This window comes from Burkholderia stagnalis, assembly GCF_902830275.1.
GTDB classification, from domain to species: domain Bacteria; phylum Pseudomonadota; class Gammaproteobacteria; order Burkholderiales; family Burkholderiaceae; genus Burkholderia; species Burkholderia stagnalis.
This window is the reverse complement of the sequence record NZ_CADESW010000034.1, coordinates 1-24793: the sequence shown is the minus strand read 5'-3', so window position 1 is coordinate 24793 and position 24793 is coordinate 1. Positions and strand designations below refer to the sequence as shown.

General features: G+C 69.4%; 23 protein-coding genes. 5 read left to right on the top strand and 18 right to left on the bottom strand.

The features are described 5' to 3' along the window. The first annotated feature begins 7 nt into the window (after nt 1–7). Nucleotides 8–673 carry a histidine phosphatase family protein gene (locus HWY45_RS34345; protein WP_059565197.1) on the top strand — a complete coding sequence of 222 codons (666 nt, stop codon included), beginning with the start codon at nt 8–10 and terminating at the stop codon, nt 671–673. 134 nt (nt 674–807) lie between these two features. On the opposite strand, the gene HWY45_RS34340 is transcribed toward HWY45_RS34345, so the two are convergent. The 9 genes from HWY45_RS34340 to HWY45_RS34300 form a co-directional block, all read right to left on the bottom strand. After that, complete coding sequence (locus HWY45_RS34340) at nt 808–1767, bottom strand: oxygenase MpaB family protein (protein ID WP_059811070.1); 960 nt, start codon at nt 1765–1767, stop codon at nt 808–810. A gap of 25 nt (nt 1768–1792) precedes the next feature. Continuing rightward, entirely contained in the window at nt 1793–2860 is a 1068-nt protein-coding gene (ruvB, locus tag HWY45_RS34335) for a Holliday junction branch migration DNA helicase RuvB (RefSeq protein WP_059565199.1), read from the bottom strand. A 99-nt stretch (nt 2861–2959) separates the two neighbouring features. After that, on the bottom strand, nt 2960–3541 hold the full coding sequence (ruvA, locus tag HWY45_RS34330; RefSeq protein WP_059811071.1) for a Holliday junction branch migration protein RuvA: 582 nt from the start codon (nt 3539–3541) through the stop codon (nt 2960–2962). Between the two features lie 132 nt (nt 3542–3673). Then, complete coding sequence (gene ruvC, locus HWY45_RS34325; protein WP_059565201.1) at nt 3674–4216, bottom strand: crossover junction endodeoxyribonuclease RuvC; 543 nt, start codon at nt 4214–4216, stop codon at nt 3674–3676. A gap of 153 nt (nt 4217–4369) precedes the next feature. After that, complete coding sequence (gene purH, locus HWY45_RS34320; protein ID WP_059880743.1) at nt 4370–5935, bottom strand: bifunctional phosphoribosylaminoimidazolecarboxamide formyltransferase/IMP cyclohydrolase; 1566 nt, start codon at nt 5933–5935, stop codon at nt 4370–4372. Nucleotides 5936–5979: 44 nt separating this feature from the next. Beyond that, a complete protein-coding gene (locus HWY45_RS34315) occupies nt 5980–6213 on the bottom strand; it encodes a Fis family transcriptional regulator (RefSeq protein WP_017333386.1) in 234 nt (77 codons plus the stop codon). Next, nucleotides 6210–7280: a tRNA dihydrouridine synthase DusB gene (gene dusB, locus HWY45_RS34310; RefSeq protein WP_059565466.1), complete on the bottom strand. Its 1071-nt coding sequence runs from the start codon at nt 7278–7280 to the stop codon at nt 6210–6212. Before dusB ends, HWY45_RS34315 begins: the two co-directional genes overlap by 4 nt. Nucleotides 7281–7390: 110 nt before the next feature. Beyond that, on the bottom strand, nt 7391–8578 hold the full coding sequence (locus HWY45_RS34305) for a UbiH/UbiF/VisC/COQ6 family ubiquinone biosynthesis hydroxylase (protein WP_059565203.1): 1188 nt from the start codon (nt 8576–8578) through the stop codon (nt 7391–7393). Nucleotides 8579–8618: 40 nt separating this feature from the next. Beyond that, entirely contained in the window at nt 8619–10016 is a 1398-nt protein-coding gene (locus HWY45_RS34300) for an aminopeptidase P N-terminal domain-containing protein (protein WP_059565468.1), read from the bottom strand. A gap of 177 nt (nt 10017–10193) precedes the next feature. On the opposite strand from HWY45_RS34300, the gene HWY45_RS34295 reads away from it, so the two are divergent. Further along, a complete protein-coding gene (locus tag HWY45_RS34295; protein ID WP_059565204.1) occupies nt 10194–10808 on the top strand; it encodes a glutathione S-transferase family protein in 615 nt (204 codons plus the stop codon). Between the two features lie 94 nt (nt 10809–10902). Here the strand turns inward: HWY45_RS34295 and HWY45_RS34290 are convergent, their stop codons facing one another. From HWY45_RS34290 to HWY45_RS34280, 3 genes are all read right to left on the bottom strand, one after another. Next, nucleotides 10903–12522 carry an FMN-binding glutamate synthase family protein gene (locus tag HWY45_RS34290; protein WP_059565205.1) on the bottom strand — a complete coding sequence of 540 codons (1620 nt, stop codon included), beginning with the start codon at nt 12520–12522 and terminating at the stop codon, nt 10903–10905. A gap of 118 nt (nt 12523–12640) precedes the next feature. Beyond that, a complete protein-coding gene (gene mnmA, locus HWY45_RS34285) occupies nt 12641–13780 on the bottom strand; it encodes a tRNA 2-thiouridine(34) synthase MnmA (RefSeq protein WP_059565206.1) in 1140 nt (379 codons plus the stop codon). Then, nucleotides 13777–14286: an NUDIX hydrolase gene (locus HWY45_RS34280; RefSeq protein WP_059565207.1), complete on the bottom strand. Its 510-nt coding sequence runs from the start codon at nt 14284–14286 to the stop codon at nt 13777–13779. Before HWY45_RS34280 ends, mnmA begins: the two co-directional genes overlap by 4 nt. Before the next feature lie 282 nt (nt 14287–14568). Between HWY45_RS34280 and HWY45_RS34275 the strand changes: the two genes are divergently transcribed. From HWY45_RS34275 to HWY45_RS34265, 3 genes are read left to right on the top strand one after another with little or no spacing between them, the layout of a single operon-like run. Further along, nucleotides 14569–15708, top strand: coding sequence for a Re/Si-specific NAD(P)(+) transhydrogenase subunit alpha (locus tag HWY45_RS34275; RefSeq protein WP_059880746.1), 1140 nt, complete (start codon nt 14569–14571; stop codon nt 15706–15708). A 12-nt stretch (nt 15709–15720) separates the two neighbouring features. Then, nucleotides 15721–16047: an NAD(P) transhydrogenase subunit alpha part 2 gene (locus HWY45_RS34270; protein WP_059880749.1), complete on the top strand. Its 327-nt coding sequence runs from the start codon at nt 15721–15723 to the stop codon at nt 16045–16047. Beyond that, nucleotides 16044–17498 carry an NAD(P)(+) transhydrogenase (Re/Si-specific) subunit beta gene (locus HWY45_RS34265; protein WP_059880752.1) on the top strand — a complete coding sequence of 485 codons (1455 nt, stop codon included), beginning with the start codon at nt 16044–16046 and terminating at the stop codon, nt 17496–17498. Before HWY45_RS34270 ends, HWY45_RS34265 begins: the two co-directional genes overlap by 4 nt. Nucleotides 17499–17672: 174 nt before the next feature. Here HWY45_RS34265 and HWY45_RS34260 read toward each other — a convergent pair whose 3' ends face one another. The 6 genes from HWY45_RS34260 to HWY45_RS34235 all read right to left on the bottom strand — a co-directional run. Further along, a complete protein-coding gene (locus HWY45_RS34260) occupies nt 17673–18359 on the bottom strand; it encodes a helix-turn-helix transcriptional regulator (protein ID WP_059565211.1) in 687 nt (228 codons plus the stop codon). A 73-nt stretch (nt 18360–18432) separates the two neighbouring features. Continuing rightward, nucleotides 18433–18831: a VOC family protein gene (locus HWY45_RS34255; protein WP_059565470.1), complete on the bottom strand. Its 399-nt coding sequence runs from the start codon at nt 18829–18831 to the stop codon at nt 18433–18435. A 353-nt stretch (nt 18832–19184) separates the two neighbouring features. After that, nucleotides 19185–20483: a THUMP domain-containing class I SAM-dependent RNA methyltransferase gene (locus HWY45_RS34250; RefSeq protein WP_059565212.1), complete on the bottom strand. Its 1299-nt coding sequence runs from the start codon at nt 20481–20483 to the stop codon at nt 19185–19187. Nucleotides 20484–20652: 169 nt separating this feature from the next. After that, a complete protein-coding gene (locus HWY45_RS34245) occupies nt 20653–22776 on the bottom strand; it encodes a site-specific recombinase (protein ID WP_059880755.1) in 2124 nt (707 codons plus the stop codon). A gap of 411 nt (nt 22777–23187) precedes the next feature. Further along, nucleotides 23188–23904 carry a PqiC family protein gene (locus tag HWY45_RS34240; protein WP_059880758.1) on the bottom strand — a complete coding sequence of 239 codons (717 nt, stop codon included), beginning with the start codon at nt 23902–23904 and terminating at the stop codon, nt 23188–23190. Beyond that, on the bottom strand, nt 23901–24793 hold an 893-nt coding region (locus tag HWY45_RS34235), incomplete at its 5' end, for a PqiB family protein (protein WP_176118435.1). The genes HWY45_RS34235 and HWY45_RS34240, both read right to left, overlap by 4 nt.

Below are 24793 nucleotides of genomic sequence, written 5' to 3'. Positions count from 1 at the left end.
CGCCGCAATGGCCACCACGCAGATCCTCTTCATTCGCCACGGCGAGACCGCCTGGAACCGCATCAAGCGCATCCAGGGCCATATCGACATTCCGCTGGCCGATACGGGCCTCGCGCAGGCGCAGCGGCTCGCCGCGCGTCTGGCGCGCGAGGCGCGCGACGGCGCAGGGATTGACGCGATCTATTCGAGCGACCTGATGCGCGCGCAGCAGACCGCGCAGCCGGCCGCCGACGCGCTGGGCCTGCCGCTCGTGCTGCGCGAAGGCTTGCGCGAGCGCGCATATGGCGTGTTCCAGGGGCATGACAGCACGGAGATCGAAGCGCGCTTCCCGGACGCCTATGCGGCGTGGCAGACGCGCGACCCGGGCTTCGAGCCGGAAGGCGGCGAGTCGCAGCGCGCGTTCTATCACCGCGTGCTGCATGCGCTCGAGCCGATCGTTGCCGCCCATCCGGGCGGCCGGATCGCATGTGTCGCGCATGGCGGCGTGCTCGATTGCGTGTACCGCTTCGCGAACGGGCTCGAACTCGCCGCGCCGCGCAACTATCAACTGCTCAATACGAGCATCAACGTCGTCGATTACGCAGGCGGCCGCGCGCAAGTCGTGCAGTGGGCCGACATCTCGCACCTGAGCGAGGCAAGCGACGACGAGGACGGTTACAGCAAGGTGCTGTAGGCGCAGGCCGCGAGCCGCAACGGCGTCGTGGATACAGCTCGCGCGCAGCATGCGCGCGAGCTCGCCGGCCGGGCTGCGCGTATGCGAGCCGTCGCTTCACCCAACGGCGACCGCTGCGGGCAGCGCACCGGGCGTCAGCTTCCTTTCCCTTTCGATTGCGTCTCATTGTGTGCCGTTGCCCGCCGACGCGCGCGCTTCGACGCGCCGTTGACGAGCGCCCAGCGCAGCACCGGCGCGACGGCGCGCACGCCGGGCCGGACGAACGCGCGCCGCAGCGGCGCGAGCGTCGAGACCCCGAGCATGTCCTGCGCCCAGGGCGGCAGCAGGTCGATACCGGCGTGCATGACGAGGGTCGCGGCGGGCCGCATGACCGGTCTCGCGACCGGTGCGTTGAGCAGGATCCGCATCACCTCGAACGTGCGCGGCCCGGCCTCGAGCTCGGGCCGCATGCGCGTCAGATATGCGGCGATCTCGGCGCGCGAGCGGGGCACGCCCTGCGCGCCGAGCATTTCGGCGATGCGTGCCGTTTCCGCGTAATAGCGATCCTGCAGTTCGCCCGGCAGCGCCGGGTTCACGTAGCGCAGATGCGCGGCGAGGAAGCTCGACACCTCCGCGACGTGCACCCAGGTCAGCAGTGCCGGATCGTCGGCGCGGTACGGCCGCCCGTCCGGCGCAACGCCGGACACCTTCGCATGGATCGCCTTCACGCGCTCGATCAGCGCGAGCGCGTCCGCACTGTTGCCGAAGGTGGTGCCGGAAATGAACGTCGCGGTGCGCCGCAGCCGCCCGAGGATGTCGGTGCGAAACGACGAGTGATCCCATACGCCGGCGAGCGCGAGCGGATGCAATGCCTGAAGCAGCAGCGCGGAAATGCCGCCTGTCATCATCGACGCGAAATCCGCGTGTACGCGCCAGCAGACGGCGTCGGGGCCGAACAGGCCCGGATCGCCGGGCGGCGACGAGAAGTCGAGCGACGGGCCGCCGCCGCCCGTCGTCAGGTGCGTGACGCCGGCCACGAGCCGCTTGCGGAACGGTTCGAGCCAGCGCGGGTGCGACGCGGGTGTGCCGGGGTGCGGGTTGGAGGGCGTCGTCATCGCGTGCGTGGCGTCGGGCGGGCGGTCATTGCCCGTCGGACGCCTCCCATGCGCCGCGCGCCGGGTTGGCCGCGTCGGGCGCGGCGAGCCCGAAGTGGCGGTAGGTGAGCAACGTCGCGACGCGCCCGCGCGGCGTGCGTTGCAGGAAGCCTTGCTGGATCAGGTACGGCTCGAGGACGTCCTCGATCGTGTCGCGTTCCTCGCCGATGGCCGCGGCGAGGTTGTCGATGCCGACCGGGCCGCCGTCGAACTTGTGCAGGATTGCTTCGAGCAGCTTGCGGTCCATCAGGTCGAAACCGACCGGATCGACGTCGAGCATCGCGAGCGCCGCATCGGCGACGGCCGCGGTGATGTTGCCGTCGGCTTTCACCTCCGCATAATCGCGCACGCGGCGCAGCAGCCGGTTCGCGATCCGCGGCGTGCCGCGCGAGCGCTTCGCGATTTCGAGCGCGCCGTTCGGATCGATCTGCGCGTTGAGTAGCGACGCCGAGCGGCGCACGATGCGCGACAGTTGCTCGGCATCGTAGAACTCGAGGCGCGCGACGATCCCGAAGCGGTCGCGCAGCGGGTTGGTCAGCATCCCGGCGCGGGTGGTCGCGCCGACGAGCGTGAACGGCTGCAGGTCGAGCTTCACGCTGCGCGCGGCCGGGCCTTCGCCGATCATGATGTCGATCTGGTAATCCTCGAGCGCCGGATACAGGATTTCCTCGACGACCGGCGATAGCCGGTGGATCTCGTCGATGAACAGGACGTCGTTCGCCTCGAGATTCGTCAGCAGCGCCGCGAGGTCGCCCGCGCGTTCGAGCACCGGGCCCGACGTCTGGCGCAGGTTGACGCCCATTTCGCGCGCGATGATGTGCGCGAGCGTCGTCTTGCCGAGGCCGGGCGGCCCGAACAGCAGCACGTGGTCGAGCGGCTCGGCGCGGCGCTTCGCGGCCTCGATGAAGATCTCGAGCTGGCCGCGCACCTTTTCCTGGCCGACGTATTCGTCGAGCTGGCGCGGCCGCAGCGCGCGTTCGAACACCTCCTCGTGCGACGAGGCGGGCGTGGCGGCGATGATCCGCTCGGTGGCGAGTTTGTCGGTTTCAATCATGCGGCCATTGTACCGCGCACCGGTGCACGGCAAACCTGGCCGAACGACCGACTGGCGCGCCGCGCGCGGCGGCGCGACACTGCGTCGGACGCGTGGCCGTTACGCCTTCGACAGCGCCTTCAGCGCGAGCTTGATGCCTTCGGACACGCCGGTGCCGGCCGGCACGTTCTTGATCGCGGCGAGGCCTTCCTTTTCCGAGTAGCCGAGCGCGAGCAGTGCGTTGAGGATGTCGGTCGCGTGGTCGGACGGCGATGCGGCGCCGGCGAGCGCGCCGAGGTCGGCGCCGAGCTTGCCCTTCAGTTCCAGCAGCAGGCGCTCGGCCGTCTTCTTGCCAATGCCGGGCAGGCGGGTCAGGCGGGCGGCGTCCTGCATCGTCACGGCCTGCGCGAGCTCCTGCACGCTCATGCCGGACAGCACGGCAAGCGCCATGCGCGCGCCGATGCCGCTGATCTTCAGCAGTTCGCGGAAGGTCGTGCGTTCCTGCTGGGTCAGGAAGCCGTACAGCAGGTGCGCGTCTTCACGCACGATCTGCTGCGTGAGCAGCACGACCCGTTCGCCGGTTTGCGGCAGGTTGTAGAACGTGCTCATCGGCACGTCGATTTCGTAGCCGACGCCGCTGCAGTCGACGAGCAGGTGAGGCGGGTTCTTTTCGAGGAGGATGCCGGCGATGCGACCGATCATGGAGTGAGCGAGGCGAGGAAGAAAGCGCGAGTGTAGCGCACGCACGGCGGAATGCCGATGGGGCGGCCGTCAGGCCGAACCGACGCGCGGCGCGCCGGGCGACTGCGCGCCCGTGCGCCCGTGCGCCCGGCGTCAGCCGACGAGCCGGCCGCGCCGCACGCGCAGCCCCTTCTTCGCGAGCGCCGGCGCGAGGCCGCCGAGCGTGCTGAGCGTGTTGCCGCCGTGCGCGTGGCAGATCGCCATGCCGAGCGCGTCGGCGGCGTCGCTGCCGGGCTGCCCGGACAGGTTCAGCAGGCGCGTGACCATTTCCTGCATCTGCGCCTTGGTCGCGCGGCCGTAGCCGACCACGGCCTGCTTGAGCTGCAGCGCCGTGTACTCGGCCACCGGCAGCCCGCCCGCGACGAGGCCGCAGATCGCGGCGCCGCGCGCCTGGCCGAGCAGCAGCGTCGACTGCGGGTTGACGTTGACGAACACCTTCTCGATCGCGGCCTGGTCGGGCGCGTGTTCGCGCACGAGCGTCGAGACGCCCTGGAAGATCGTGCCGAGCCGGGTGGCCAGGTCGGCCGTGGGCGTGCGGATCACGCCGCTCGCCACGTACGCGAGGTGGTGGCCGCTGACGTCGATGACGCCGAAGCCGGTGACGCGCAGGCCAGGGTCGATGCCGAGAATTCGCATGTCGGGAGGAGTTGCGTGATGCAGCAGCGATACTACAACGAAAGACGCGGCACGCCGTCGTGTCGCGCCGGCCCGCGCCGTGCAATAAAAAACCCGGCGGGTGCGATGCCGCCGGGCCCGGATGTCGCGGCCGTGGCGGCCGCGCGCGGTCGATCAGTGACGGAAGTGGCGCACGCCCGTCAGGATCATCGCGATGTTGTGCTCGTCGGCGGCCGCGATCACTTCGTCGTCGCGCACCGAACCGCCCGGCTGGATCACGCAGGTCGCGCCGGCCGCCACGACGACGTCGAGGCCGTCACGGAACGGGAAGAACGCATCCGACGCGACGGCCGAACCCGCGAGCGTCAGGCCTGCGTTCTGCGCCTTGATGCTGGCGATGCGAGCCGAATCGACGCGGCTCATCTGGCCCGCGCCGACGCCGAGCGTCATGCCGTTGCCGCAGAACACGATCGCGTTCGACTTCACGTATTTCGCGACGCGCCACGCGAACAGCAGGTCGTCCATTTCCTTCGGCGTCGGGTGGCGCTTCGTGACGACGCGCAGCTCGTGCGGCTGCACGTTCTTCGCATCGAGCGACTGCACCAGCAGGCCGCCGCCCACGCGCTTCAGGTCGAACGCGTTGTGGCCTTCGCCCAGCGCGATCTCGAGCAGGCGCACGTTCTGCTTCGCGGCGAATACCTGCTTCGCGGCATCGGTGAACGACGGCGCGATCAGCACTTCGACGAACTGCTTCGCGACCGCTTGCGCGGCGGCTTCGTCGACTTCGCGGTTGAACGCGATGATGCCGCCGAATGCCGACGTCGGATCGGTCTGGAACGCCTTCGCATACGCGTCGGCCGAATCGTTGCCGACCGCGACGCCGCACGGGTTCGCATGCTTGATGATCACGCAGGCGGGCGCGTCGAACGTCTTCACGCATTCCCACGCTGCGTCCGAATCGGCGATGTTGTTGTACGACAGTTCCTTGCCCTGCAGCTGGCGGTAGTTCGCGAGCGCGCCGGCCGGCGTCGCGATGTCGCGGTAGAACGCGGCGCTCTGGTGCGGGTTTTCGCCGTAGCGCAGGTCCTGCACCTTGTCGAACGCCATGTTCAGCGTCGCCGGGTAGGCGTTGCGCGACGCGTGCTTCAGTTCGTCGGTCAGGCTCGTCAGGTAGTTCGTGATCGCGCCGTCGTACTGCGCGGTGTGCGCGAACACCTTCGTCGCGAGGCGGAAGTTGGTCGGGTAGCCGACCGTGTTGCCGTTCGCCATCATTTCATCGAGCACGACCGCGTAGTCGGCCGGATCGACGATGACCGTCACGTCGCGGTGGTTCTTCGCGGCCGAGCGCAGCATCGTCGGGCCGCCGATGTCGATGTTCTCGATCGCGTCGGCCAGCGTGCAGTCGTCCTTCGCGATCGTCGCGACGAACGGGTACAGGTTCACGACGAGCAGGTCGATCGTCGGGATGTCGTGCGCTTCGAGCGCCTGCATGTGTTCCGGCAGGTCGCGGCGCGCCAGGATGCCGCCGTGAACCTTCGGATGCAGCGTCTTCACGCGCCCATCGAGCATTTCCGGGAAGCCGGTGTAGTCGGCCACTTCGGTGACGGGCAGGCCCGCGTCGGCGAGCAGTTTCGCGGTGCCGCCCGTCGACAGCAGCTTGACGCCGAGGTCGGACAGCGACTTCGCGAAGTCGACGATGCCGGTCTTGTCGGAAACGGAAATGAGCGCTTGCTTGATCATGATGGAACCACCAATAGCCAGGAAAACGGGGACGGGGCGGCCGGCTACAGCAGGCCGTGCTGCTGCAGCTTCTTGCGCAGCGTGTTGCGGTTGATGCCGAGGTACTCCGCGGCGAGCGACTGGTTGCCGCCGGCCTGGTCGAGCACGACCTCGAGCATCGGCTTTTCGACGCAGGACATCACCATTTCATAGACGTCGTGCGGATTGGAGCCGTCTAGATCCCGGAAATACACGTCCAGGCTCTCGCGGACACATTGTTCGATGTTGTGCTTGCTCATGCTGCTAACTGGTTATGGTCGTCCGACTCGCCGTGGCCGCGCTCGTCCTCATCCTCGTCGACGTAGACGAGATGGTCGGACAGCGCCTTCTGTGCCTCGAAGAATGCATTGACGGCGGCGAGCTGCTCGCGGGTGGAATCGAGCGTGTTCATCCGGTGCCGGAACCCGTTGGCGCCGGAAAGGCCGCGAGTGTACCAGCCGATGTGCTTGCGCGCAGTACGGACTCCCGTGAATTCCCCGTAGAACGCGTAGTGATCTTCCAGATGCTCGTTCATCACCTGCTGGATCTCGTCGATCAGCGGCGGCGGCAGCAGCTCGCCGGTTTGCAGGAAATGATCGATTTCGCGGAACAGCCACGGCCGGCCTTGCGCGGCGCGACCGATCATCAGCGCGTCGGCGCCCGTCGCGTCGAGCACGGCCTTCGCCTTCTGCGGCGACGTGATGTCGCCGTTCGCGACGACCGGAATGCCGACGGCGGCCTTCACGGCCGCGATGGTCTCGTATTCGGCGTCGCCGCGGTACAGGTCGGCGCGCGTGCGGCCGTGCACGGTGAGCATCGAGATGCCGGCGGCCTCGGCGAGGCGCGCGACGGTGATCGCGTTCTTGTGCTCGCGATCCCAGCCGGTGCGGATCTTCAGCGTGACGGGCACGGCGTCCGGCCCGATGCCGACCGCGCCGACCACCGCCTCGACGATCTGCTTCACGAGCGGCTCGTTCTGCAGCAGCGCGGACCCGGCCGCGACGTTGCAGACCTTTTTCGCCGGGCAGCCCATGTTGATGTCGATGATCTGCGCGCCGTTGTCGACGTTGTAGCGGGCCGCTTCGGCCATCATCGCCGGATCGGCGCCGGCGATCTGCACCGCGATCGGCTCGACTTCGCCCTCGTGGTTCGCACGCCGCATCGTCTTCGCGCTTTTCCACAGCTGGGCATTGGACGCGACCATCTCGGACACGGCGTAGCCGGCCCCCAGCCGCTTGCACAGCTGGCGGAACGGCCGGTCCGTCACGCCGGCCATCGGGGCGACGAACAGGTTGTTACGCAATACGTGAGAGCCGATAACGGGCATCGCAATGGCACCGCCCGCGGCGGGCGCGGGCATCAAAAGGGCGGAGGGAAAACGCGCATTTTACCGTATTCCCCCGCCTCGCCGATTTGACCCGGTTTGTCGGGCGTGCGTCAGCCGCGCTGGCCGAACATCATCTGGCGGGCGATCGCGGTCTTGAGCGGCGGCACGAACTCGAGCGCGGTGAGCGCCGCGCCGCGCAGCAGCGCGAGCGGGCCCGATTCGATCGTGAACAGCCGCGCGAGCGTGTCGGTCGCGCCGATCGTGAAGCGCCGGTCGAGCGCGCGCCGCGCGTTGAAGGCCGCGAGCGCGGCCGGCACGGCGCCGTGCGTGGACAGCGCATCGACGAGCGTATGCACGTCGCGCAGGCCGAGGTTCAGCCCCTGGCCTGCGACCGGGTGCAGCGTCTGCGCGGCATTGCCGACGATCGCGATGCGGCGGTCGACGAGGGTCGGCGCAGCGTTCAGGCCGAGCGGGAACGACGCGCGCCCGGCGATCGCGACGAAGCGGCCCATGCGCTCGCCGAAGGCGGTGCCGAGCTCGCGCAGGAACGCGTCGTCCGGCAGCGCGGCGCGGCGCGCGGCTTCGCCCGGTTCGCAGCACCACACGAGCGCGTAGTCGGCCTGTTGCGGGCCGCCGAGCGGCAGCAGCGCGAGCGGCCCTTCATGGGTGAAGCGTTCCCACGCGACGTTCGGGCGCGGCGCGGACACGGTCACCGTGCCGACGAGCGCGGTCTGTCCGTAGTCGCGGCGGTGCTTGCCGTCGTCGGCGCGCTGGTCCTGGAACAGCCCGCCTTCGGCGTTGACGACGATCCGCGCGCGCAGCGTGCGCTCGCCCTGCGGCGTGTCGAGCGTCAGCGCGACGCCGTCGGCATCCTGCTGCGGCGCGCGCGCGGACGTCGACGTGAGCCAGTCGACGCGCGTGCCGCGCACCGCGCCCGCGAGCGCCTGCACGATCGAGCCGTAGCGCACGACGTAGCCGAGCGCCGCGACGTCATGCTCGTCGCGGTCGATCAGCGTGCGGCCGAAATGGCCGCGCTGCGACACGTGGATGTGTTCGATCGGCGTCGCGTCGGCGGGCCACGCGAGCGAGTCGAGCAGCACGTGGCTGCCGTGCGACACGGCGATCGCGCGCGGGTCGTTCGCGCTCGCGGCGGGCTCGCGCGCGTCGATCAGCGCGATCGACCAGTGCTGCGTTGCGCTGCGCCGCGCTAGCCAGCCGGCCAGCGCGAGCCCGACGGGGCCCGCGCCGACGATGGCGATGTCGTAGTCCGGCGTGGCCGGGGAGGAGTCGGTCGTCATCGGGAATCGTGAAACGAAGGAAACGGTCGGCGCCGCATGCTCATGCGCCGTGCGCCGCGCCCGCGCGCATCAGCGCCTCGATCTCGGCGGCCGCCACCGGCACGTCGCGCGTGATCAGCTCGCAGCCGTGCTCGCGCACGATCGCGTCGTCCTCGATGCGGATGCCGATGTTCCAGTATTCGGGCGGCACGTCGTCGGCGGCGCGCACGTACAGGCCCGGCTCGACGGTCAGCGTCATGCCGGCCTTCAGCGTGCGCCACGGCAGCGCGCCGTTGGCGTCGCGCGCGGCGAGCCGCTCGCGGTAGTCGCCGCAATCGTGCACGTCCATGCCGATCCAGTGGCCGGTGCGGTGCATGTAGAAGCGCGCGTACGCCCGTTCGGCGATCACGTCGTCGACGTTCGTGAAGTGCGTCTTCGGGATGATGCCGGTGTCGAGCAGGCCCTGCGCGAGCACGCGCACCGCCGCGTCGTGCGGCGCCTCGAACGGCACGCCGGCGCGCGTCGCGTCGATCGCGGCCTGCTGCGCGGCGAGCACGATGTCGTACAGCGTGCGCTGCGCGGGCGAGAAGCGGCCGTTGGCCGGGAACGTGCGGGTGATGTCGGACGCATAGCCGTCGAGCTCGCACGCCGCGTCGATCAGGATCAGGTCGCCGTCCCGCGCGGCCGCGTTGCCGGCCGGGTAGTGCAGCACGCATGCGTTCGCGCCTGCCGCGACGATCGAGCCGTACGCGGGCGCCTGCGCGCCGTGCTTGCGGAACGTGTAGAGCAGCTCGGCCTCGAGCTCGTATTCGCGGATGCCGGGGCGGCATGCCTGCATCGCGCGGCGATGCGCGAGCGCCGAGATGTGCGCGGCGCGCATCATGATCGCGAGCTCGTGCTCGTCCTTGACGAGCCGCATGTCGTCCAGCAGCGGCGTGAGATCGAGCAGCGCGTCCGGCGCGGCGACGCCGGTGCGCGCCTGGGCGCGCACCGCGTCGATCCAGCGCTCGAGCTGGCGGTCGAACTCGGCGGACGCGCCGAACCGGTAATGCACGGTGCCCGCGTCGGCGAGCAGGCGCGGCATTTCCGCGTCGAGCACGTCGGCGGCGAACGCCGCATCGAAGCCGAACGCGTCGCGCGCGGCGTCGGGGCCGTAATGGAAGCCTTCCCAGGTTTCGCGCTCGGCATTCTTCGCACGGCAGAACAGGATCGATTGCGGCGCGCCGTGCGGCGCGGACGCGTTCAGCACGAGCACGGCGTCCGGCTCGGCGAATCCCGTCAGGTAGTAGAAATAGCTGTCGTGGCGGTACGGGTAGCCCGTGTCGCGGTTGCGCAGCATTTCCGGCGCGGTGGGGACGATGGCGACGCCGCCGCCCGCCGCGCGCAGTGCGGCAAGCACGCGCTCGCGGCGCTGGCGGTAGACGTCGACGGCGATGGCGGTATCGAGGGGCGCATTCATCGTGCGATTGTAGCGCCGCCGGACGCGGCGCGTGAGGGGGCGGGGGCGCGGCGCGGGCGCGCCGCCGCGGCTGTTGCAAACCATCCACAGGCCGGATGGGCGATTTTCTACCGGCTGTCGCCGCCCGGTTATGATCGGCGACAACGTATACTCTCGGCGGTTCCCCAACAAAGGCAGATGATGAAATTAATCGGTTCGCTCAGCAGCCCGTTCGTGCGAAAGGCGCGCATCGTGCTTGCTGAAAAGAAGATCGACTACAAGCTGGAGCTCGAAAACGTCTGGGCGCCGGACACGAACATTCATGCCTCGAACCCGCTCGGCAAGGTTCCGTGTCTCGTGATGGAAGATGGCGCCGCGGTGTTCGATTCCCGCGTGATCTGCGAATACGTCGATACGCTGTCCCCGGTCGGCAAGCTGATTCCGCCGTCCGGCCGCGAGCGCGTCGAAGTGCGTTGCTGGGAAGCGCTGTGCGACGGCGCGCTCGACGCGTCGGTCATGATCCGCATCGAGAACGTGCAGCGCGAAGCGCATCAGCGCAGCGAAAGCTGGATTGCCCGCCAGCAGCGCAAGATCGACGATGCGCTCGTCGCGATGTCGCAGGGCCTCGGCGGCAAGATGTGGTGCGTCGGTAATCATTACACGCTCGCCGACATCTCCCTCGGCTGCGCACTCGGCTATCTCGATTTCCGGATGCCCGAGCTGAACTGGCGCGACCGCCACCCGAACCTCGACAAGCATTTCGCGAAGCTGATGCAGCGGCCGTCGTTCGTCGACACCGTGCCGCAGGGGTGACGCGGCCGGCGGCGTCGCCGGCTGGGCATTCCGCAGACGAAAAAACGCGCCCCGAAGGGCGCGTTTTTCATGGTCGCGACGACGAGCGGGCGCGTCACCCGAGCGGCGCGTAGGCGGCGTCGCCGAGCGTGAACGCATCGCTGCGCGCGATCGGCCACCACTGGTCGTACAGCGAATAGCCGCAGTGGCCGCCGTCGAGCAGCGCGCCGGGCTTCAGGTATTTCAGCAGCTGCGACATCAGCCGGACTTCGTGCGGCGAAATGCGCTGCACGATGTGATGTGCGCGCAGCTCCGACGGATGCGCCAGCCCGGCCGCCTGCACGAGTTCCTGCAGCGCATGCAGCGTGTTGCGGTGGAAGTTGTAGACGCGATCCGACTTGTCCGGCACGACCACCGCGCGCTGGCGCACCGGGTCCTGGGTCGCGACGCCGGTCGGGCAGCGGCCCGTGTGGCAGGTCTGCGCCTGGATGCAGCCGACCGCGAACATGAAGCCGCGCGCCGAGTTCACCCAGTCCGCGCCGATCGCGAGCGTGCGCGCGACGTCGAACGCGGTGATGATCTTGCCGCTCGCGCCGATCTTCACGCGCTCGCGCACGCCGATGCCGACGAGCGTGTTGTGCACGAGCAGCAGCCCTTCCTGCAGCGGCACGCCGACGTGGTCGGTGAATTCGAGCGGCGCCGCGCCCGTGCCGCCTTCCGCGCCGTCGACGACGATGAAGTCCGGCACGATGCCGGTCTCGAGCATCGCCTTCGCGATGCCGAAGAATTCCCACGGATGGCCGACGCACAGCTTGAAGCCGGTCGGCTTGCCGCCGGACAGCGTGCGCAGCCGCTCGACGAATTCGAGCAGGCCGCGCGGCGTCGAGAATTCCGAGTGCGTGGCGGGCGAGATGCAGTCCTTGCCCATCGGCACGCCGCGCGTCTCGGCGATTTCCGGCGTGATCTTCGCGGCCGGCAGCACGCCGCCGTGGCCCGGCTTCGCGCCCTGCGACAGCTTGACCTCGATCATCTTCACCTGCGGATCGGCCGCCTGCTTCGCGAACTTGTCCGGGTTGAAGGTGCCGTCGTCGTTGCGGCAGCCGAAGTAGCCGGACGCGATTTCCCAGATGATGTCGCCGCCGTGTTCACGGTGATATTTCGACAGCGAACCCTCGCCGGTATCGTGCGCGAAGCCGCCTTTCTTCGCGCCGAGGTTCAGCGAGCGGATCGCGTTCGCGGACAGCGAGCCGAAGCTCATCGCCGAGATGTTGAAGATCGAGATGTCGTACGGCTGCGCGCGGTTCGCGCCGACGCGGATGCGGAAATCGTGGTTCGGCAGCTTGGTCGGCGCGAGCGAATGGCTGATCCATTCGTGCGCGACCGCCTTCACGTTCAGCTCGGTGCCGTACGGGCGGTTGTCGCCGACGTTCTTCGCGCGCTGGTACACGAGGCTGCGCTGCGCGCGCGAAAACGGTTTCTCGTCGGTGTCGTCCTCGACGAAATACTGGCGGATTTCCGGCCGGATGAATTCGAACAGGAAGCGCAGGTGGCCCCAGAGCGGGTAATTGCGCAGGATCGCGTGACGATCCTGGTTCAGGTCGTACAGGCCGAGCGCGACGAGGGCGGCGGGGATGGCGAGCCAGAGCCACGAGAGTACGTGACATGACGCGAGCGCGGCCGTCGCGACGAGCAACAGGACGGCACACCACATCGCCAGATAGCGTCGTGAAAGCATGGGGACTCCGTAAGGAATTTGGAATGCCGCCATGCGTACGCCGCGCGGCGGCGCGCCGGCCGGGGTGGAATCGTGTTCCGCCGGGCGCGGCGTGCCGCAAGTCTAAACCGAATGCGCGTCAGCGTGCCTCGACGAGCGCCGGCGCGCCGGCCGCGGCGTGGCCCGGGCGGCCGGTCGCCGCGAACTCGATGATGCCGCCGCCGAGGCAGATCTCGCCGTCGTACAGCACGGCCGACTGGCCGGGCGTGACGGCCCATTGCGCGTCGTCGAAGGCGAGCGAGAAGCGTTCGCCGCCGTCCCGCGCGAACGTGCACGCGGCATCGGCCTGCCGGTAGCGGGTCTTCGCGCCGCACGCGAAGCCTTCGGCCGGCGGCTCGCCCGCGGTCCAGCTCACGTTGCCGGCGACGAGCCGCTGCGACAGCAGCCACGGGTGATCGTGGCCCTGCACGACGTACAGCGTGTTCGACGGGATGTCCTTCGCGGCGACGAACCACGGATCGCCGCTGCCGTCCTTGCTGCCGCCGAGGCCGATGCCCTTGCGCTGGCCGAACGTGTAGAACGCGAGGCCGATGTGCTGGCCGACCGTCTTGCCGTCGGGCGTCTTCATCGGGCCGGGCTGGGTCGGCAGATAGCGGTTCAGGAAATCGCGGAACGGCCGCTCGCCGATGAAGCAGATGCCGGTCGAATCCTTTTTCTTCGCATTCGGCAGGCCGATCTGCTCGGCGATCTCGCGCACCTTCGTCTTCGGGATCTCGCCGAGCGGGAACATCGTCTTCGACAGCTGCGCCTGGTTCAGCCGGTGCAGGAAGTACGACTGGTCTTTCGTATGATCGAATGCCTTCAGCAGTTCGAAGCGCCCGTCGCGTTCGCGCACGCGCGCGTAGTGGCCGGTCGCGATCGTTTCCGCGCCGAGCGACATCGCATGGTCGAGGAATGCCTTGAACTTGATCTCCGCGTTGCACAGCACGTCCGGGTTCGGCGTGCGGCCGGCCGAGTATTCGCGCAGGAACTCGGCGAACACGCGATCCTTGTATTCGGCGGCGAAGTTGACGGCCTCGACGTCGATGCCGATCAGGTCGGCCACCGACACGACGTCGATCCAGTCCTGGCGCGTCGAGCAGTATTCGCCGTCGTCGTCGTCTTCCCAGTTCTTCATGAACAGGCCGACGACGTCGTAGCCCTGTTGCTTCAGCAGCCACGCGGTCACCGACGAATCGACGCCGCCCGACATGCCCACCACGATACGGCGCTTGCTCATTTGTCCACCGCCTGACGATCGAATGCGTCCGGCCGCGGCGCGACCGAATGCGTATGCACGAAATCGAGCGGAATGCGCCGCCCGGCGAGATAGTCGTCGACGCAGCGCATCACCGCGGGCGAGCGGTGACGCTCGCTGCAGGCGCGCAGCTCGTCGGCCGTCATCCACAGCGTGCGGACGATGCCGTCGTCGAGCCGGTGGCCGGCGATCGCGTCGCGCGCGGTGCCGCAGAACGTGAAGCGCAGGTAGGTGGCGCCGGCCGTGCCGGGGCGGTCGTAGTGCGCGAGATACACGCCGACGAGCGCTTCGGGCTCGAACGGATGCGCGGTTTCCTCGAGCGTTTCGCGGATCACGGCGTCGGCGAGCGATTCGCCGGCTTCGAGATGGCCGGCGGGCTGGTTGATGCGCAGGCCCGTCGAGGTTTCTTCCTCGATCACGAGAAAGCGGCCGTCGCGCTCGACGAGCGCCGCGACGGTCACATGCGGGGTCCAGATTTCGGGTTTCATGGGTCGGCATTTTACCGGTTGCGCCCGGACGCTGCCCGAGCACGGCTAGGGTGGTTCCGACCCCGCACGGATCGGCGCATCGGGCGGCGCACGCTTGTCCAGTGCTGCAACTCAACAGGCTCGCACGATCGTGCGTAAAGCGCTGGCGCGGCTGCGGCTTTCGGTTAAAGTGCAGCGTGATCGCCGTTGCCCGTGAGCCGGTATGTCAGCCTGTCCGGCTTGCAGTCGCAGTAAGAATTGAAAGCAAGAATCAATTACTGACGATGACTGGAGGATTGGACAATGCATATCGGAGTGCCTGCTGAAACGCGGGCGAACGAGACGCGCGTGGCTGCGACGCCGGAGACCGTCAAGAAATACGCGGCCGCCGGCCACCGCGTGAGCGTGGCGAAGGGGGCGGGTGTCGCGGCCAGCTATCCCGACGAAGCCTATGCCGCCGCCGGCGCCGAATTGACCGATCAGTCGGGCGCATTCGATGCGGACATCGTGCTGAAGGTCCAGGCGCCCACCGACATCGAAATTCCGTCGCTCAAGCGCGGCTCCGTGCTGATCGGCATGCTCGACCCGTTCGACGGCGAGCAGGCCGCGCGGCTCGCGGCGGCCGGCGTGACCGGCTTCGCGCTCGAGGCCGCGCCGCGCACGACCCGCGCGCAGAGCCTCGACGTGCTGTCGTCGCAGGCGAACATCGCGGGCTACAAGGCCGTGCTGGTCGGCGCCGCGCTGTATCCGCGCTTCTTCCCGATGCTGATGACGGCCGCCGGCACCGTGAAGGCGGCCCGCGTGCTGATCCTCGGCGCGGGGGTGGCGGGGCTGCAGGCGATCGCGACCGCGAAGCGGCTCGGCGCGGTGATCGAGGCATCCGACGTGCGCCCGGCCGTGAAGGAGCAGATCGAATCGCTCGGCGCGAAGTTCCTCGACGTGCCGTACGAAACCGACGAGGAGCGCGACGCCGCGCAGGGCGTCGGCGGCTACGCGCGGCCGATGCCCGCGTCGTGGCTCGGCCGCCAGGCCGCGCTCGTGCACGAGCGCGCGAAACAGGCCGACATCATCATCACCACCGCGCTGATCCCGGGCCGCCCCGCGCCGACGCTGATCTCGGTCGAGACCGTGCAGTCGATGAAGCCGGGCTCGGTGCTGGTCGACCTCGCGGCCGGCCGCGGGCCGGAGTTCGACGGCCGCAAGAGCGGCAACTGCCCGCTGACCGTCGCCGACGAAGTGATCGTGCACGACGGCGTGACGATCGCCGGCTACACCAACCTCGCGTCGATGGTCGCGTCGGATGCGTCCGCGCTGTATGCGCGCAACCTGCTCGACTTCATGAAGCTGATCGTCACGAAGGAAGGCACGCTCAACATCGACCTGACCGACGACATCGTCGCCGCGACGCTGCTCTGCCGCGACGGCGAAGTCGCGCGCAAATAACCGGGGAAGACCATGGAAGTCATCAATCATACGGTGATCAACGTGATCATCTTCGTGCTGGCGGTGTACGTCGGCTATCACGTGGTGTGGAACGTGACGCCGGCGCTGCACACGCCGCTGATGGCGGTGACCAACGCGATCTCGGCGATCGTGATCGTCGGCGCGATGCTCGCCGCCGCGCTGACGGTCGGCGGGGTCGGCAAGTTCTTCGGCACGCTGGCGGTCGCGCTCGCGGCGGTCAACGTGTTCGGCGGGTTCCTCGTCACGAGACGGATGCTCGAGATGTTCCGCAAGAAGGAACCCAAGCGCATCGAGGGCGGCAAGGAGGGCGCGCGATGAGCATGAACGTGGTTACGCTCCTTTACCTGATCGCATCGGTCTGCTTCATCCAGGCGCTCAAGGGGCTGTCGAACCCGAAGAGCGCCCGGCGCGGCAACCTGTTCGGGATGGTCGGGATGGCCATCGCGATCCTCACGACGATCGCGCTGATCGTCAAGCAGGCCGCGCTGCTCGACGCGAACCTGCCGCTCGGCCTCGGGCTCCTGCTCGGCGCGCTGGTGGTGGGCGGCGGGGTCGGCGCATTCGTCGCCGCGCGCGTCGAGATGACCAAGATGCCGGAGCTCGTCGCGGCGATGCACTCGCTGATCGGTCTCGCGGCGGTCTGCATCGCGTATGCGGTGGTGGCCGAGCCGGAAGCGTTCGGGCTCGTGCCGCAGGACGCGGTGGCGTCGAACTTCATCCCGTACGGCAACCGCGTCGAGCTGTTCATCGGCACGTTCGTCGGCGCGATCACGTTCTCGGGCTCGGTGATCGCGTTCGGCAAGCTGTCGGGCAAGTACAGGTTCCGGCTGTTCCAGGGCGCGCCGGTCGTGTACGCGGGGCAGCACCTGATCAACCTGATGCTTGCCGTCGCGATGCTCGGCTTCGGCGTGCTGTTCGTGCTGACGCAGTCGTGGCTGCCGTTCATCATCATGACGGCGATCGCGTTCGTGCTCGGCGTGCTGATCATCATCCCGATCGGCGGCGCGGACATGCCGGTGGTCGTGTCGATGCTGAATTCCTACTCGGGCTGGGCGGCGGCGGGCATCGGCTTCTCGCTGAACAACGCGATGCTGATCATCGCCGGGTCGCTGGTGGGCTCGTCGGGCGCGATCCTGTCGTACATCATGTGCCACGCGATGAACCGCTCGTTCTTCAACGTGATCCTCGGCGGTTTCGGCGGGGAGGCCGGCGCGGCGGCGGCGGGCGGCGCGCAGGAGCAGCGCCCGGTGAAGTCGGGCTCGGCGGAGGACGCGTCGTTCATGCTCGGCAACGCCGAAACGGTCGTGATCGTGCCGGGCTACGGCCTCGCGGTCGCGCGCGCGCAGCACGCGCTGAAGGAGCTGACCGACAAGCTGGTCGAGAAGGGGATCGACGTGAAATACGCGATCCACCCGGTGGCCGGGCGGATGCCGGGGCACATGAACGTGCTGCTCGCGGAAGCCGAGGTGCCGTACGAGATCGTGCACGAGATGGAGGACATCAACGGCGAGTTCGGCCAGGTCGACGTGGTGCTGGTGCTCGGCGCGAACGACGTGGTGAACCCGGCCGCGAAGAACGATCCGAAGTCGCCGATCGCGGGGATGCCGATCATCGAGGCGTACAAGGCGCGCACGGTGATCGTCAACAAGCGCTCGATGGCGGCCGGCTATGCGGGGCTCGACAACGACCTGTTCTACATGGACAAGACGATGATGGTCTTCGGCGATGCGAAGAAGGTCATCGAGGACATGGTGAAGGCGGTCGACTGACGCGTGCGCGTTCAGTGCGGGCGGCGGGGCGTCCGTCCACCCGCCCGAGCGGGACAGCCCGATTCGGCCTATGCCGATCGGGCTTTTTTCATCCGGTTTGCGCCGAGAAACCCTGTCTTTCAGGGCGGGGAGCGAAAGCGGCGCGGCCGAGTGGTCGCCCGCCGCCCGCGCATGTCAGCGCATCGGCGCTTCCGCGATCCGCATGTAATCGGCGATCCGGCGCCCTTCCATGTCCGGAAACTGCTCGTGCACGGTGATGTCGCCCATCCGCGCGATGTCGAAGGTGCGAAAGTCGCCGCGCAGCTCGCACCACGCGCCGATCGTCCAGCGCCCGCCCCAATAGACGAGCCCCAGCGGCCACACGCGGCGCTGCGTGTGCGCGCCGAGCCGGTCGCGGTAAGCGAAGCCGACGACGTGGCGCGTGTCGACGGCCTGGTGGATCGCATCGACCTTCAGCGAGAACGTGGCGTCGATGTGGAACGACGGCGCGTACACCGGCAGCCGGTCGAGCGTGGTGCGCTTGTCGGCCGGCATCGCCGACGCGATCTTCGCGAGCGCCGAGCGTGCGCCGCCCGCGAGCCGCGCGCCGCCCCAGGTCTCGAGCATCCGCGCGCCCGCGGCGAGCGCCGCGAGCTCCTCCGCGGTGAAGGTGAGCGGCGGCAGGCTCGCGTTGCGGTTCAGCCGGTAGCCGATGCCGGCCTCGCCTTCGATCGGCACGCCTGACAATTGCAGGTCGCGCACGTCGCGGTACACGGTGCGCGGCGACACCGACAGCCAGTCGGCCAGCTGCTGCGCGGTCGTGAGGCGCCGGCCGCGCAGCAGCTCGGCGATCTGGAACAGGCGGTCGGCGCGACGCGTCATGGATGCACCTCGATTCCGTCGAAGCAGGAGACCCCGCGATGATAGCGCCGCGCCTGCCGCGTGAACGCGCCGCTCAGTGGCATTTCGGCGCGTGCAGGCCGACGCGGTTGCCTTCGGTATCGATCAGGTACCCGATGTAACCGTAGTTGTTCGGCAGCTCGACGACCGAGCCCTGCACGATGCCGCCCGCGCGCTTGGCGCGTTCGAGCGCCGCGACGACCGAGTCGCCCGCGTTCAGGTAGACGAGCACGCCGGTGGCGCTCGGCTTCATCTGCTGCGGATCGTAGACGATGCTGCCGCCGGTGCTCGCCTCCTCGTGGCCGAACACCGCCATCGGCACGCCGCCGATCACCTCGCGCTGCAGCGTCGTCTGCAGCACGGTTTCGTAAAAGCGGATCGCCCGGTCGAAATCGAGGGACGGAATGTCGAACCATGCGATGGCGCGTTCCTGGGCCTGGGTGGCGGACGTCATGACCTGCTCCTTTTTCATTCGATTCATGTGGAAACCAGCGTTGCAATGCGCCGGGATTGCAGTGTGAGCGGGGGCTGCTGACAGCGTGCTGTCAGTAGATGCGTCGGTGCTGACATGTCGCGCGGCGGGGTGGGCGTTGCGGCGTGCGCGTGCCGTGCGCCGGCGTGTCGCCGGGAGGGGCTGAGCGTCAGGAAAGGGCGGCGGGAGGCGCGCGGTGTTGCCGGTCTGGCGGGATAAGGGGCAGGGCTGGCGGCCGTCGGGCATGACGGCCGCGTGCAGAATGCGATGGGCGCGCGCGATGCGCGCCGGCGGGCGGCACCGGTGCGGCGCCGCCCGAAGCGGGGTGCGATCGCTTATGCGTCGCCGTCCGGTGCGGCCGGGCGCGCCTTCACGCTGCCCGCGATCAGGTCGAAGCGGAACAGCCGGCATTCGAGCGCGCCGTTGAACAGCGGCGTCTTCGCCGATTCGCGCAGCCGGAGCTGGCCGGGCAGCGCGCGGTCGGACGTCAGCAGGAACGCCTGCCAGCCGGCGAAGCGCTGCTTCAGTGCATCGCCGAGCGCGTTGAAGAACTCGCTGTCGGGGGTGTCGGCGTGCGTGCGGCGGAACGCGTCGTCGTTGCCGCGGTTGCGGCCGGTCTCGCGCACCTCGCCGCGCGCGCTGCGGCCGCGCACCTCGATCCGCTCGCCGTACGGCGGGTTCGCGACGATGATCCCCGGCGCGCTGCTCGGCGGCGTCATCCCGCGCGCATCGACCTGCTTGAGCCACACCGACGGCACGCCCGCGCGTTCGAGGTTCGCGCGCGCCTTCTCGAGCATGTCGCCGGAAATGTCGCTGCCGTAGACGCCGAGGTCGTCGCGCTTGCCGCGCGCCGCGCGTTTCGCGTCGATTGCCGCGACCTTCAGGCCCTGCCACGCGGTGATGTCGTACTGCTTGAGCTTTTCGAAGCCGAACCGGCGCTCGACGCCGGGCGCCACGCCGAGCGCGATCTGCGCGGCTTCCGCGAGGAACGTGCCGCTGCCGCACATCGGGTCGTACAGCGCCGTGCCGGGCGTCCAGCCGGTCAGGCGCAGGATGCCGGCGGCGAGGTTCTCGCGCAGCGGCGCCGCGCCCTTGTCGAGGCGCCAGCCGCGCTTGAACAGCGGCTCGCCGGACGTGTCGAGGTACAGCGTGCAGTCGGTGGCGGTCAGGAACGCGAACACGCGCACGTCGGGTGCGCCGGTGTCGATGCTCGGGCGCGCGCCGGTCTTGTCGCGCATCCGGTCGCAGATCGCGTCCTTCACGCGCAGCGTCGCGAACTCGAGGCTCTTCAGCGGCGACTTGATCGCGGTGATGTCGACGCGCAGCGTCTGCGTCGCCGCGAACCAGCGCTCCCAGGGCTGCTCGAGCGCGAGCGCGTACACGTCCTGCTCGTTGCGGTACGGGCGGTGCGCGATCTTCAGCAGCACGCGGCTCGCGATCCGCGAATGCAGGTTCGCGGCCATGCCGGCGGCCCAGCCGCCCCGGAAATGGACGCCGCCCGGCACCTGCGCGCCCGCGGTGAACGGCGCGCCGTCCAGGTGGCGGCCGGCGATCTCGGCCAGCTCGGCGGCGAGCGCCGCTTCGAGGCCGCGCGGGCAGGGGGCGAAGAATTCGTACAGGGTGGGCGAGGACATAAGGCGGGTGAAGACGGACAAAAGTCCAGTATTGTACGCGGCGCGGGCGCCAGGGCCGGCGTGTCGGCGCGAATTGGGGGGCGCCGGGCGGCGCATGGGCGGGTGCGGCGCCGCCGCCCCGCTCATGCGGCCCGTCCGCGGCGGCCTGCCGCGGACGCCGCGACGGCGGTCAGTGCGACCCGGACGGGCCCGGGCGGGCCGCCTGGTCGCGCGCCGGCCAGACCAGCACGAGCGGATTCGCGGCCACCGCGCGGCCGATTGCGGCGACGAGCGCGCGCACCTTGGTCGGCCGCAGGCTGCGCGAGCGCACGGCCATCGTGAACGCGAGCGCGAAGCTCACCAGCACGTTGAGGATCGCCATGCTGAGCACGCCGGCTGTCGCCCACCACAGCTCGGGCGTGCGCAGCGTCTGCTCGCCGAGCACGCCGAGCGCGATGCCGATCGAGCCCGCCGACAGCGTCACGTGCCGCACCTCGAACGAGAACAGGATCCCGGAGACGATCGCCGGCACGAGGCCGAGCATCAGGCCGAGGCCGACGTTCGCGACCACGCCGGCGACGTTCGACCGGCAGAAGTGCGCGAGCTTCGCCGCGCCGGCCGCGCCGAGCGTGAGGCGCAGCCGGCGGTTGTAGGTGAGGGCGTCGCCGACGCGATGCAGCACGAACCAGTTGTCGGCCCAGCCAGCGATCAGGCTCGACGCCCACAGCAGCACGCCCGTGAGCGCCGCGTACAGCGGCGTCGGGCCGAGCAGCGAGAACGACTGCAGCGTCGCATGCGCCTTCTGCGGCGAGATCAGGTTCGCATGCAGCACGCCGCCGGCGAACAGCTGCACGAGCAGGCACACCGGCAGCACGACGAGCACGTTGCCGCAGATCGCGGCCGCCTGCGTGCGGATCAGCGCGATCACCGATGCGACGAACTGCTTCACGCCTTCGTCGTGGCTGGTGCCGTCGAGTTCGCGTGCGAGCGTCGGCGCGGTCATCGCGGGCTGCTTGGTGGCGAGCGTGAAGTGCAGGAAGTGCATCAGCATGAAGCTCGCCGCGTAGTTGATGCCGGCGAGCAGCCCTTCGAGCATCGACTGCAGGTGCGCGCCGGTGATCGCGAACTTCATGCACACCGTCACGACGGTGACGAGCCCGCCGCCGGCCGCCATCCGCAGCATCTTCAGGTACTCGGCGCGGCCGCGCGAGATGTAGTGTTCGCCGGTATCCGCGTTGGTCTCGACGAGCTTGCGCGCGAACAGCGAGAAATTGCTGCGGATCAGGTGCGACACGCTCTGGCTGTTCTGATTCGCGTCGACGAGCTCGGCGGTGAGGTGCGCCATCCCGCGCAGGTCGTCGCGCGCCATCCACGCGTTCAGCAGCGTTTCCGCGCGCAGGATGCGCATGCGCATCCGCTCGACCTGGAACACGATGTCGACCGACACGCCGTTGCGGTACAGGTGCGAGAACACGTCGTCGACCGCGATGCGGCATTCGTCGAGCAGCATGCGCAGGTAGTTCACTTCATGCAGCAGCTTGCTCGGGTCGCCGCCGTCCTCGACGGCCGCGTGCGCGCTCTCGACCGCGAGCATCGCGCGGGTGAGCCGGTAGAACGGCTGCGTCTCGAGCGGCGTGCGCGCGTCGTCGTCGGACAGCCGGCTGCGCACCGTTTGCGACAGGCCGGTCGAGCTGATCTGGCAGGTCAGGTTGTGCAGCGCCGCCAGCAGGTCGCGCGACAGCGAGCCGGGCTCGTGGCGCTCCGCTTCGGTGACGTCGAACGCGATCAGTTCGGCGACGCGCGCGAGCAGGTCGTCGGGCAGCGCGTCGATCCATTGCACGTCTTCCGGCGCCGGGAACATCAGCGTGAACAGCGCCGTCAGCTCGCGGCGGTTCGGCGCGGGCGGGATCATCGACGAATCGAGCCGCTCGAACAGCGCGCCGAAGAAGCCCGAATGCACGGGCATGCCCGCGTCGCACAACAGCGAGATGCCGTCGCATTCGCGCAGGATGCCGCGCAGGATCCGCGCGGCGTGCGACTTCCAGGCCGGGTTGCGGTCGAGCACGTGGAACAGGTAGCGCAGCCGCGCGTGCGCGGGATAGGCGCGCGCGTCGTCGTCGCGCTCGGCCGCGGCGTCCTGCGCGGCCTGCATCGTGCCGCTGCGGCGCAGCCAGTGCGCGAGCTCGATCAGCCATTCGCTGCGCTCGGCATAGGACGCGTCGGCGTCGGCGTGCGCGAGCAGCGCGTCGAGCTGGTGGCTCGCGCTGCGCGACGCGCGCCACTTCTTGATCAGGGTCGTCAGGGAACGAAACATAAACGGAATGGCAAATGCCCTGGACGGGCGGGTTGCGGACGCGGTGACTGGATGACCGGTGTGACGGTCCGGTCCGCCCGGCGGGCGCGATGGCCCGGGAACGGCCCGTTCGATACTACGGCCCGCGCGGCATCGTGCGCGGGCGAATTGCGATGCGCCTGCGTGCGGCTTCGTGCTGCCTCGTGCGGGTGAGCGGCGCAGTCGACGGCCGGTCAAGGCGCAAACGTGCGTAGGATCGTCAATCGGACGTAAAAACGCAAGTCGACCGGATGGCCGGGCACCGGTTCCGGTGGATTTTGACAAACAATGCAAGATCGCGGACTGGCGGACCAGCGGACCAGCGGCCCGGCGGCCCGGCGGCCCGGCGGCCCGTGCGTCGCGGACGTCGCGCGCACGGGCGGCCGCGGCCGCTTACGTCCCGTTCTTCCCGGTCGCGCCGGCGGCGTCGCCGGACGCCGTGTTGGCCGGGCAGGGCACGGGCGGCGCGGCGTTCTTGCCGCCGGATGTCGCCGCCGGCGTGGCGGCGCGGCGCGCGGCCATCGCGCGCACGCCGCTGGCCGCCTGCGTCGCGATCGCGTCGAGCGCGCGCCGGTGGCCGGCGACGAGCGCGTCGTAGCCGCTGCCGACCGGCTCGGCGACGCTCGTGCGGCAGGTCATCACCGTCTGCGTGCCGACGGCGCGCACGCTCCACACCGCGTCGATCGCCGCGCGCTTGCCGGGCCACGACTCGAAGCGCTGCACGTTGACGCTCACCCGGTACACGGGCGTGCCGGGCGGATACGCGGAATTCACGACATCGATCGTGTCGAGCTGCGCGGCGAGATCGTCGGACAGCGCACGGCGGATCTCGTCGGCGGGCGGCGACGCCCAGCGTTCCAGTTCGAGCACGTCGACCTGCGCGCTGTCCTTCTGCACGACGAGCTGGCTCTTCGCGACCTGCTCGGGCACGCCGACGGCCGGCACCTCGATCAGGAACGGCGGATTGGCGGGCGTCGTGCGCACCGCACGCGCCGCGTCGGCGGGGCTCAGCGTATAGAACCGCGCGGGCGGCGAGCTGCACGCGGCGAGCGCCAGCGTGGCGAGCACCGCCGCCGCGCCGCTCGCGAAACCGTTCACGCGTGTCGTCATTTTTGATCTCCTGGCTTGCCCTTGAGCAGCGATTCGGGGTGGCGCTCCAGATAGTCGGAGAGCGCATTCAGCGATTGCAGCGTGCGCGTGAGTTCCTTCAGCGCGCCGCGCACGTCGGATTGCATCGGCGAATCCTGCTGCAGCGTCGCTTCGGCGGCCGAGAAGGTCTGCTTCGCGGCCGACAGCGTGTCGCGGGCCTCGGGCATGACCTGCGAGTCGAGCTGCTTGAACAGCCGGTCGGCGTTCGCGAGCGTGCTGTTCAGGTTCTTGCCGATCTGCTCGAACGGCACCTTGTCGAGCTTCTTCGCGATGTCGGCGACCTGCACCTGCAGCTCCTCGAGCTCGTTCGCCACGGTCGGCAGCTCGAGCGGCACGCGCGCCGCGTCGATCTTCACTGCCGGCGCCTTCGGGAAGAAGTCGAGCGCGACGTACAGCTGGCTCGTCAGCAGGTTGCCGGTGCGCAGCTGGCCGCGCAGCCCGCGTGCGACGAGCCGCTCGACGATCTCGCGGCGGGCCGGTTCGCCCTTGCTCTCGATCGACTCGCGGAAGCGCCGGCCGAGCCGTTCCGGGAAGATGCTCATCGTCACCGGCATCGTGAAGTTCTTCGTCTTCGGGTCGTAGTCGATGCCGATGTTGGTCACTTCGCCGAGCACGATGCCGCGGAAGTCGACCGGCGCGCCCACCGCCAGCCCGCGCAGCGACTGGTTGAAGTCCATCACGACCTGAAGCGGCGGGCCATCCGGGTCGCGCATCGCGTCGGCCTGGTCGGCGGCGAGGCGGAACGTCGTGTTGCCCGGCGCCGTCGCGCCCGTGGTCTGGTTCGGCGGCGTCTGGAACGCGATGCCGCCGAGGATCACCGTCGCGAGCGACTGCGTGTTCAGCTTCAGCC

Excerpts from the sequence above, each read along its gene's own strand:
- HWY45_RS34345 (WP_059565197.1), top strand. The coding sequence starts at position 8 with ATGGCCACCACGCAGATCCTCTTCATTCGCCACGGCGAGACCGCCTGG.
- HWY45_RS34340 (WP_059811070.1), bottom strand. The coding sequence starts at position 1,767 with ATGACGACGCCCTCCAACCCGCACCCCGGCACACCCGCGTCGCACCCG.
- ruvB (WP_059565199.1), bottom strand. The coding sequence starts at position 2,860 with ATGATTGAAACCGACAAACTCGCCACCGAGCGGATCATCGCCGCCACG.
- ruvA (WP_059811071.1), bottom strand. The coding sequence starts at position 3,541 with ATGATCGGTCGCATCGCCGGCATCCTCCTCGAAAAGAACCCGCCTCAC.
- ruvC (WP_059565201.1), bottom strand. The coding sequence starts at position 4,216 with ATGCGAATTCTCGGCATCGACCCTGGCCTGCGCGTCACCGGCTTCGGC.
- purH (WP_059880743.1), bottom strand. The coding sequence starts at position 5,935 with ATGATCAAGCAAGCGCTCATTTCCGTTTCCGACAAGACCGGCATCGTC.
- HWY45_RS34315 (WP_017333386.1), bottom strand. The coding sequence starts at position 6,213 with ATGAGCAAGCACAACATCGAACAATGTGTCCGCGAGAGCCTGGACGTG.
- dusB (WP_059565466.1), bottom strand. The coding sequence starts at position 7,280 with ATGCCCGTTATCGGCTCTCACGTATTGCGTAACAACCTGTTCGTCGCC.
- HWY45_RS34305 (WP_059565203.1), bottom strand. The coding sequence starts at position 8,578 with ATGACGACCGACTCCTCCCCGGCCACGCCGGACTACGACATCGCCATC.
- HWY45_RS34300 (WP_059565468.1), bottom strand. The coding sequence starts at position 10,016 with ATGAATGCGCCCCTCGATACCGCCATCGCCGTCGACGTCTACCGCCAG.
- HWY45_RS34295 (WP_059565204.1), top strand. The coding sequence starts at position 10,194 with ATGATGAAATTAATCGGTTCGCTCAGCAGCCCGTTCGTGCGAAAGGCG.
- HWY45_RS34290 (WP_059565205.1), bottom strand. The coding sequence starts at position 12,522 with ATGCTTTCACGACGCTATCTGGCGATGTGGTGTGCCGTCCTGTTGCTC.
- mnmA (WP_059565206.1), bottom strand. The coding sequence starts at position 13,780 with ATGAGCAAGCGCCGTATCGTGGTGGGCATGTCGGGCGGCGTCGATTCG.
- HWY45_RS34280 (WP_059565207.1), bottom strand. The coding sequence starts at position 14,286 with ATGAAACCCGAAATCTGGACCCCGCATGTGACCGTCGCGGCGCTCGTC.
- HWY45_RS34275 (WP_059880746.1), top strand. The coding sequence starts at position 14,569 with ATGCATATCGGAGTGCCTGCTGAAACGCGGGCGAACGAGACGCGCGTG.
- HWY45_RS34270 (WP_059880749.1), top strand. The coding sequence starts at position 15,721 with ATGGAAGTCATCAATCATACGGTGATCAACGTGATCATCTTCGTGCTG.
- HWY45_RS34265 (WP_059880752.1), top strand. The coding sequence starts at position 16,044 with ATGAGCATGAACGTGGTTACGCTCCTTTACCTGATCGCATCGGTCTGC.
- HWY45_RS34260 (WP_059565211.1), bottom strand. The coding sequence starts at position 18,359 with ATGACGCGTCGCGCCGACCGCCTGTTCCAGATCGCCGAGCTGCTGCGC.
- HWY45_RS34255 (WP_059565470.1), bottom strand. The coding sequence starts at position 18,831 with ATGACGTCCGCCACCCAGGCCCAGGAACGCGCCATCGCATGGTTCGAC.
- HWY45_RS34250 (WP_059565212.1), bottom strand. The coding sequence starts at position 20,483 with ATGTCCTCGCCCACCCTGTACGAATTCTTCGCCCCCTGCCCGCGCGGC.
- HWY45_RS34245 (WP_059880755.1), bottom strand. The coding sequence starts at position 22,776 with ATGTTTCGTTCCCTGACGACCCTGATCAAGAAGTGGCGCGCGTCGCGC.
- HWY45_RS34240 (WP_059880758.1), bottom strand. The coding sequence starts at position 23,904 with ATGACGACACGCGTGAACGGTTTCGCGAGCGGCGCGGCGGCGGTGCTC.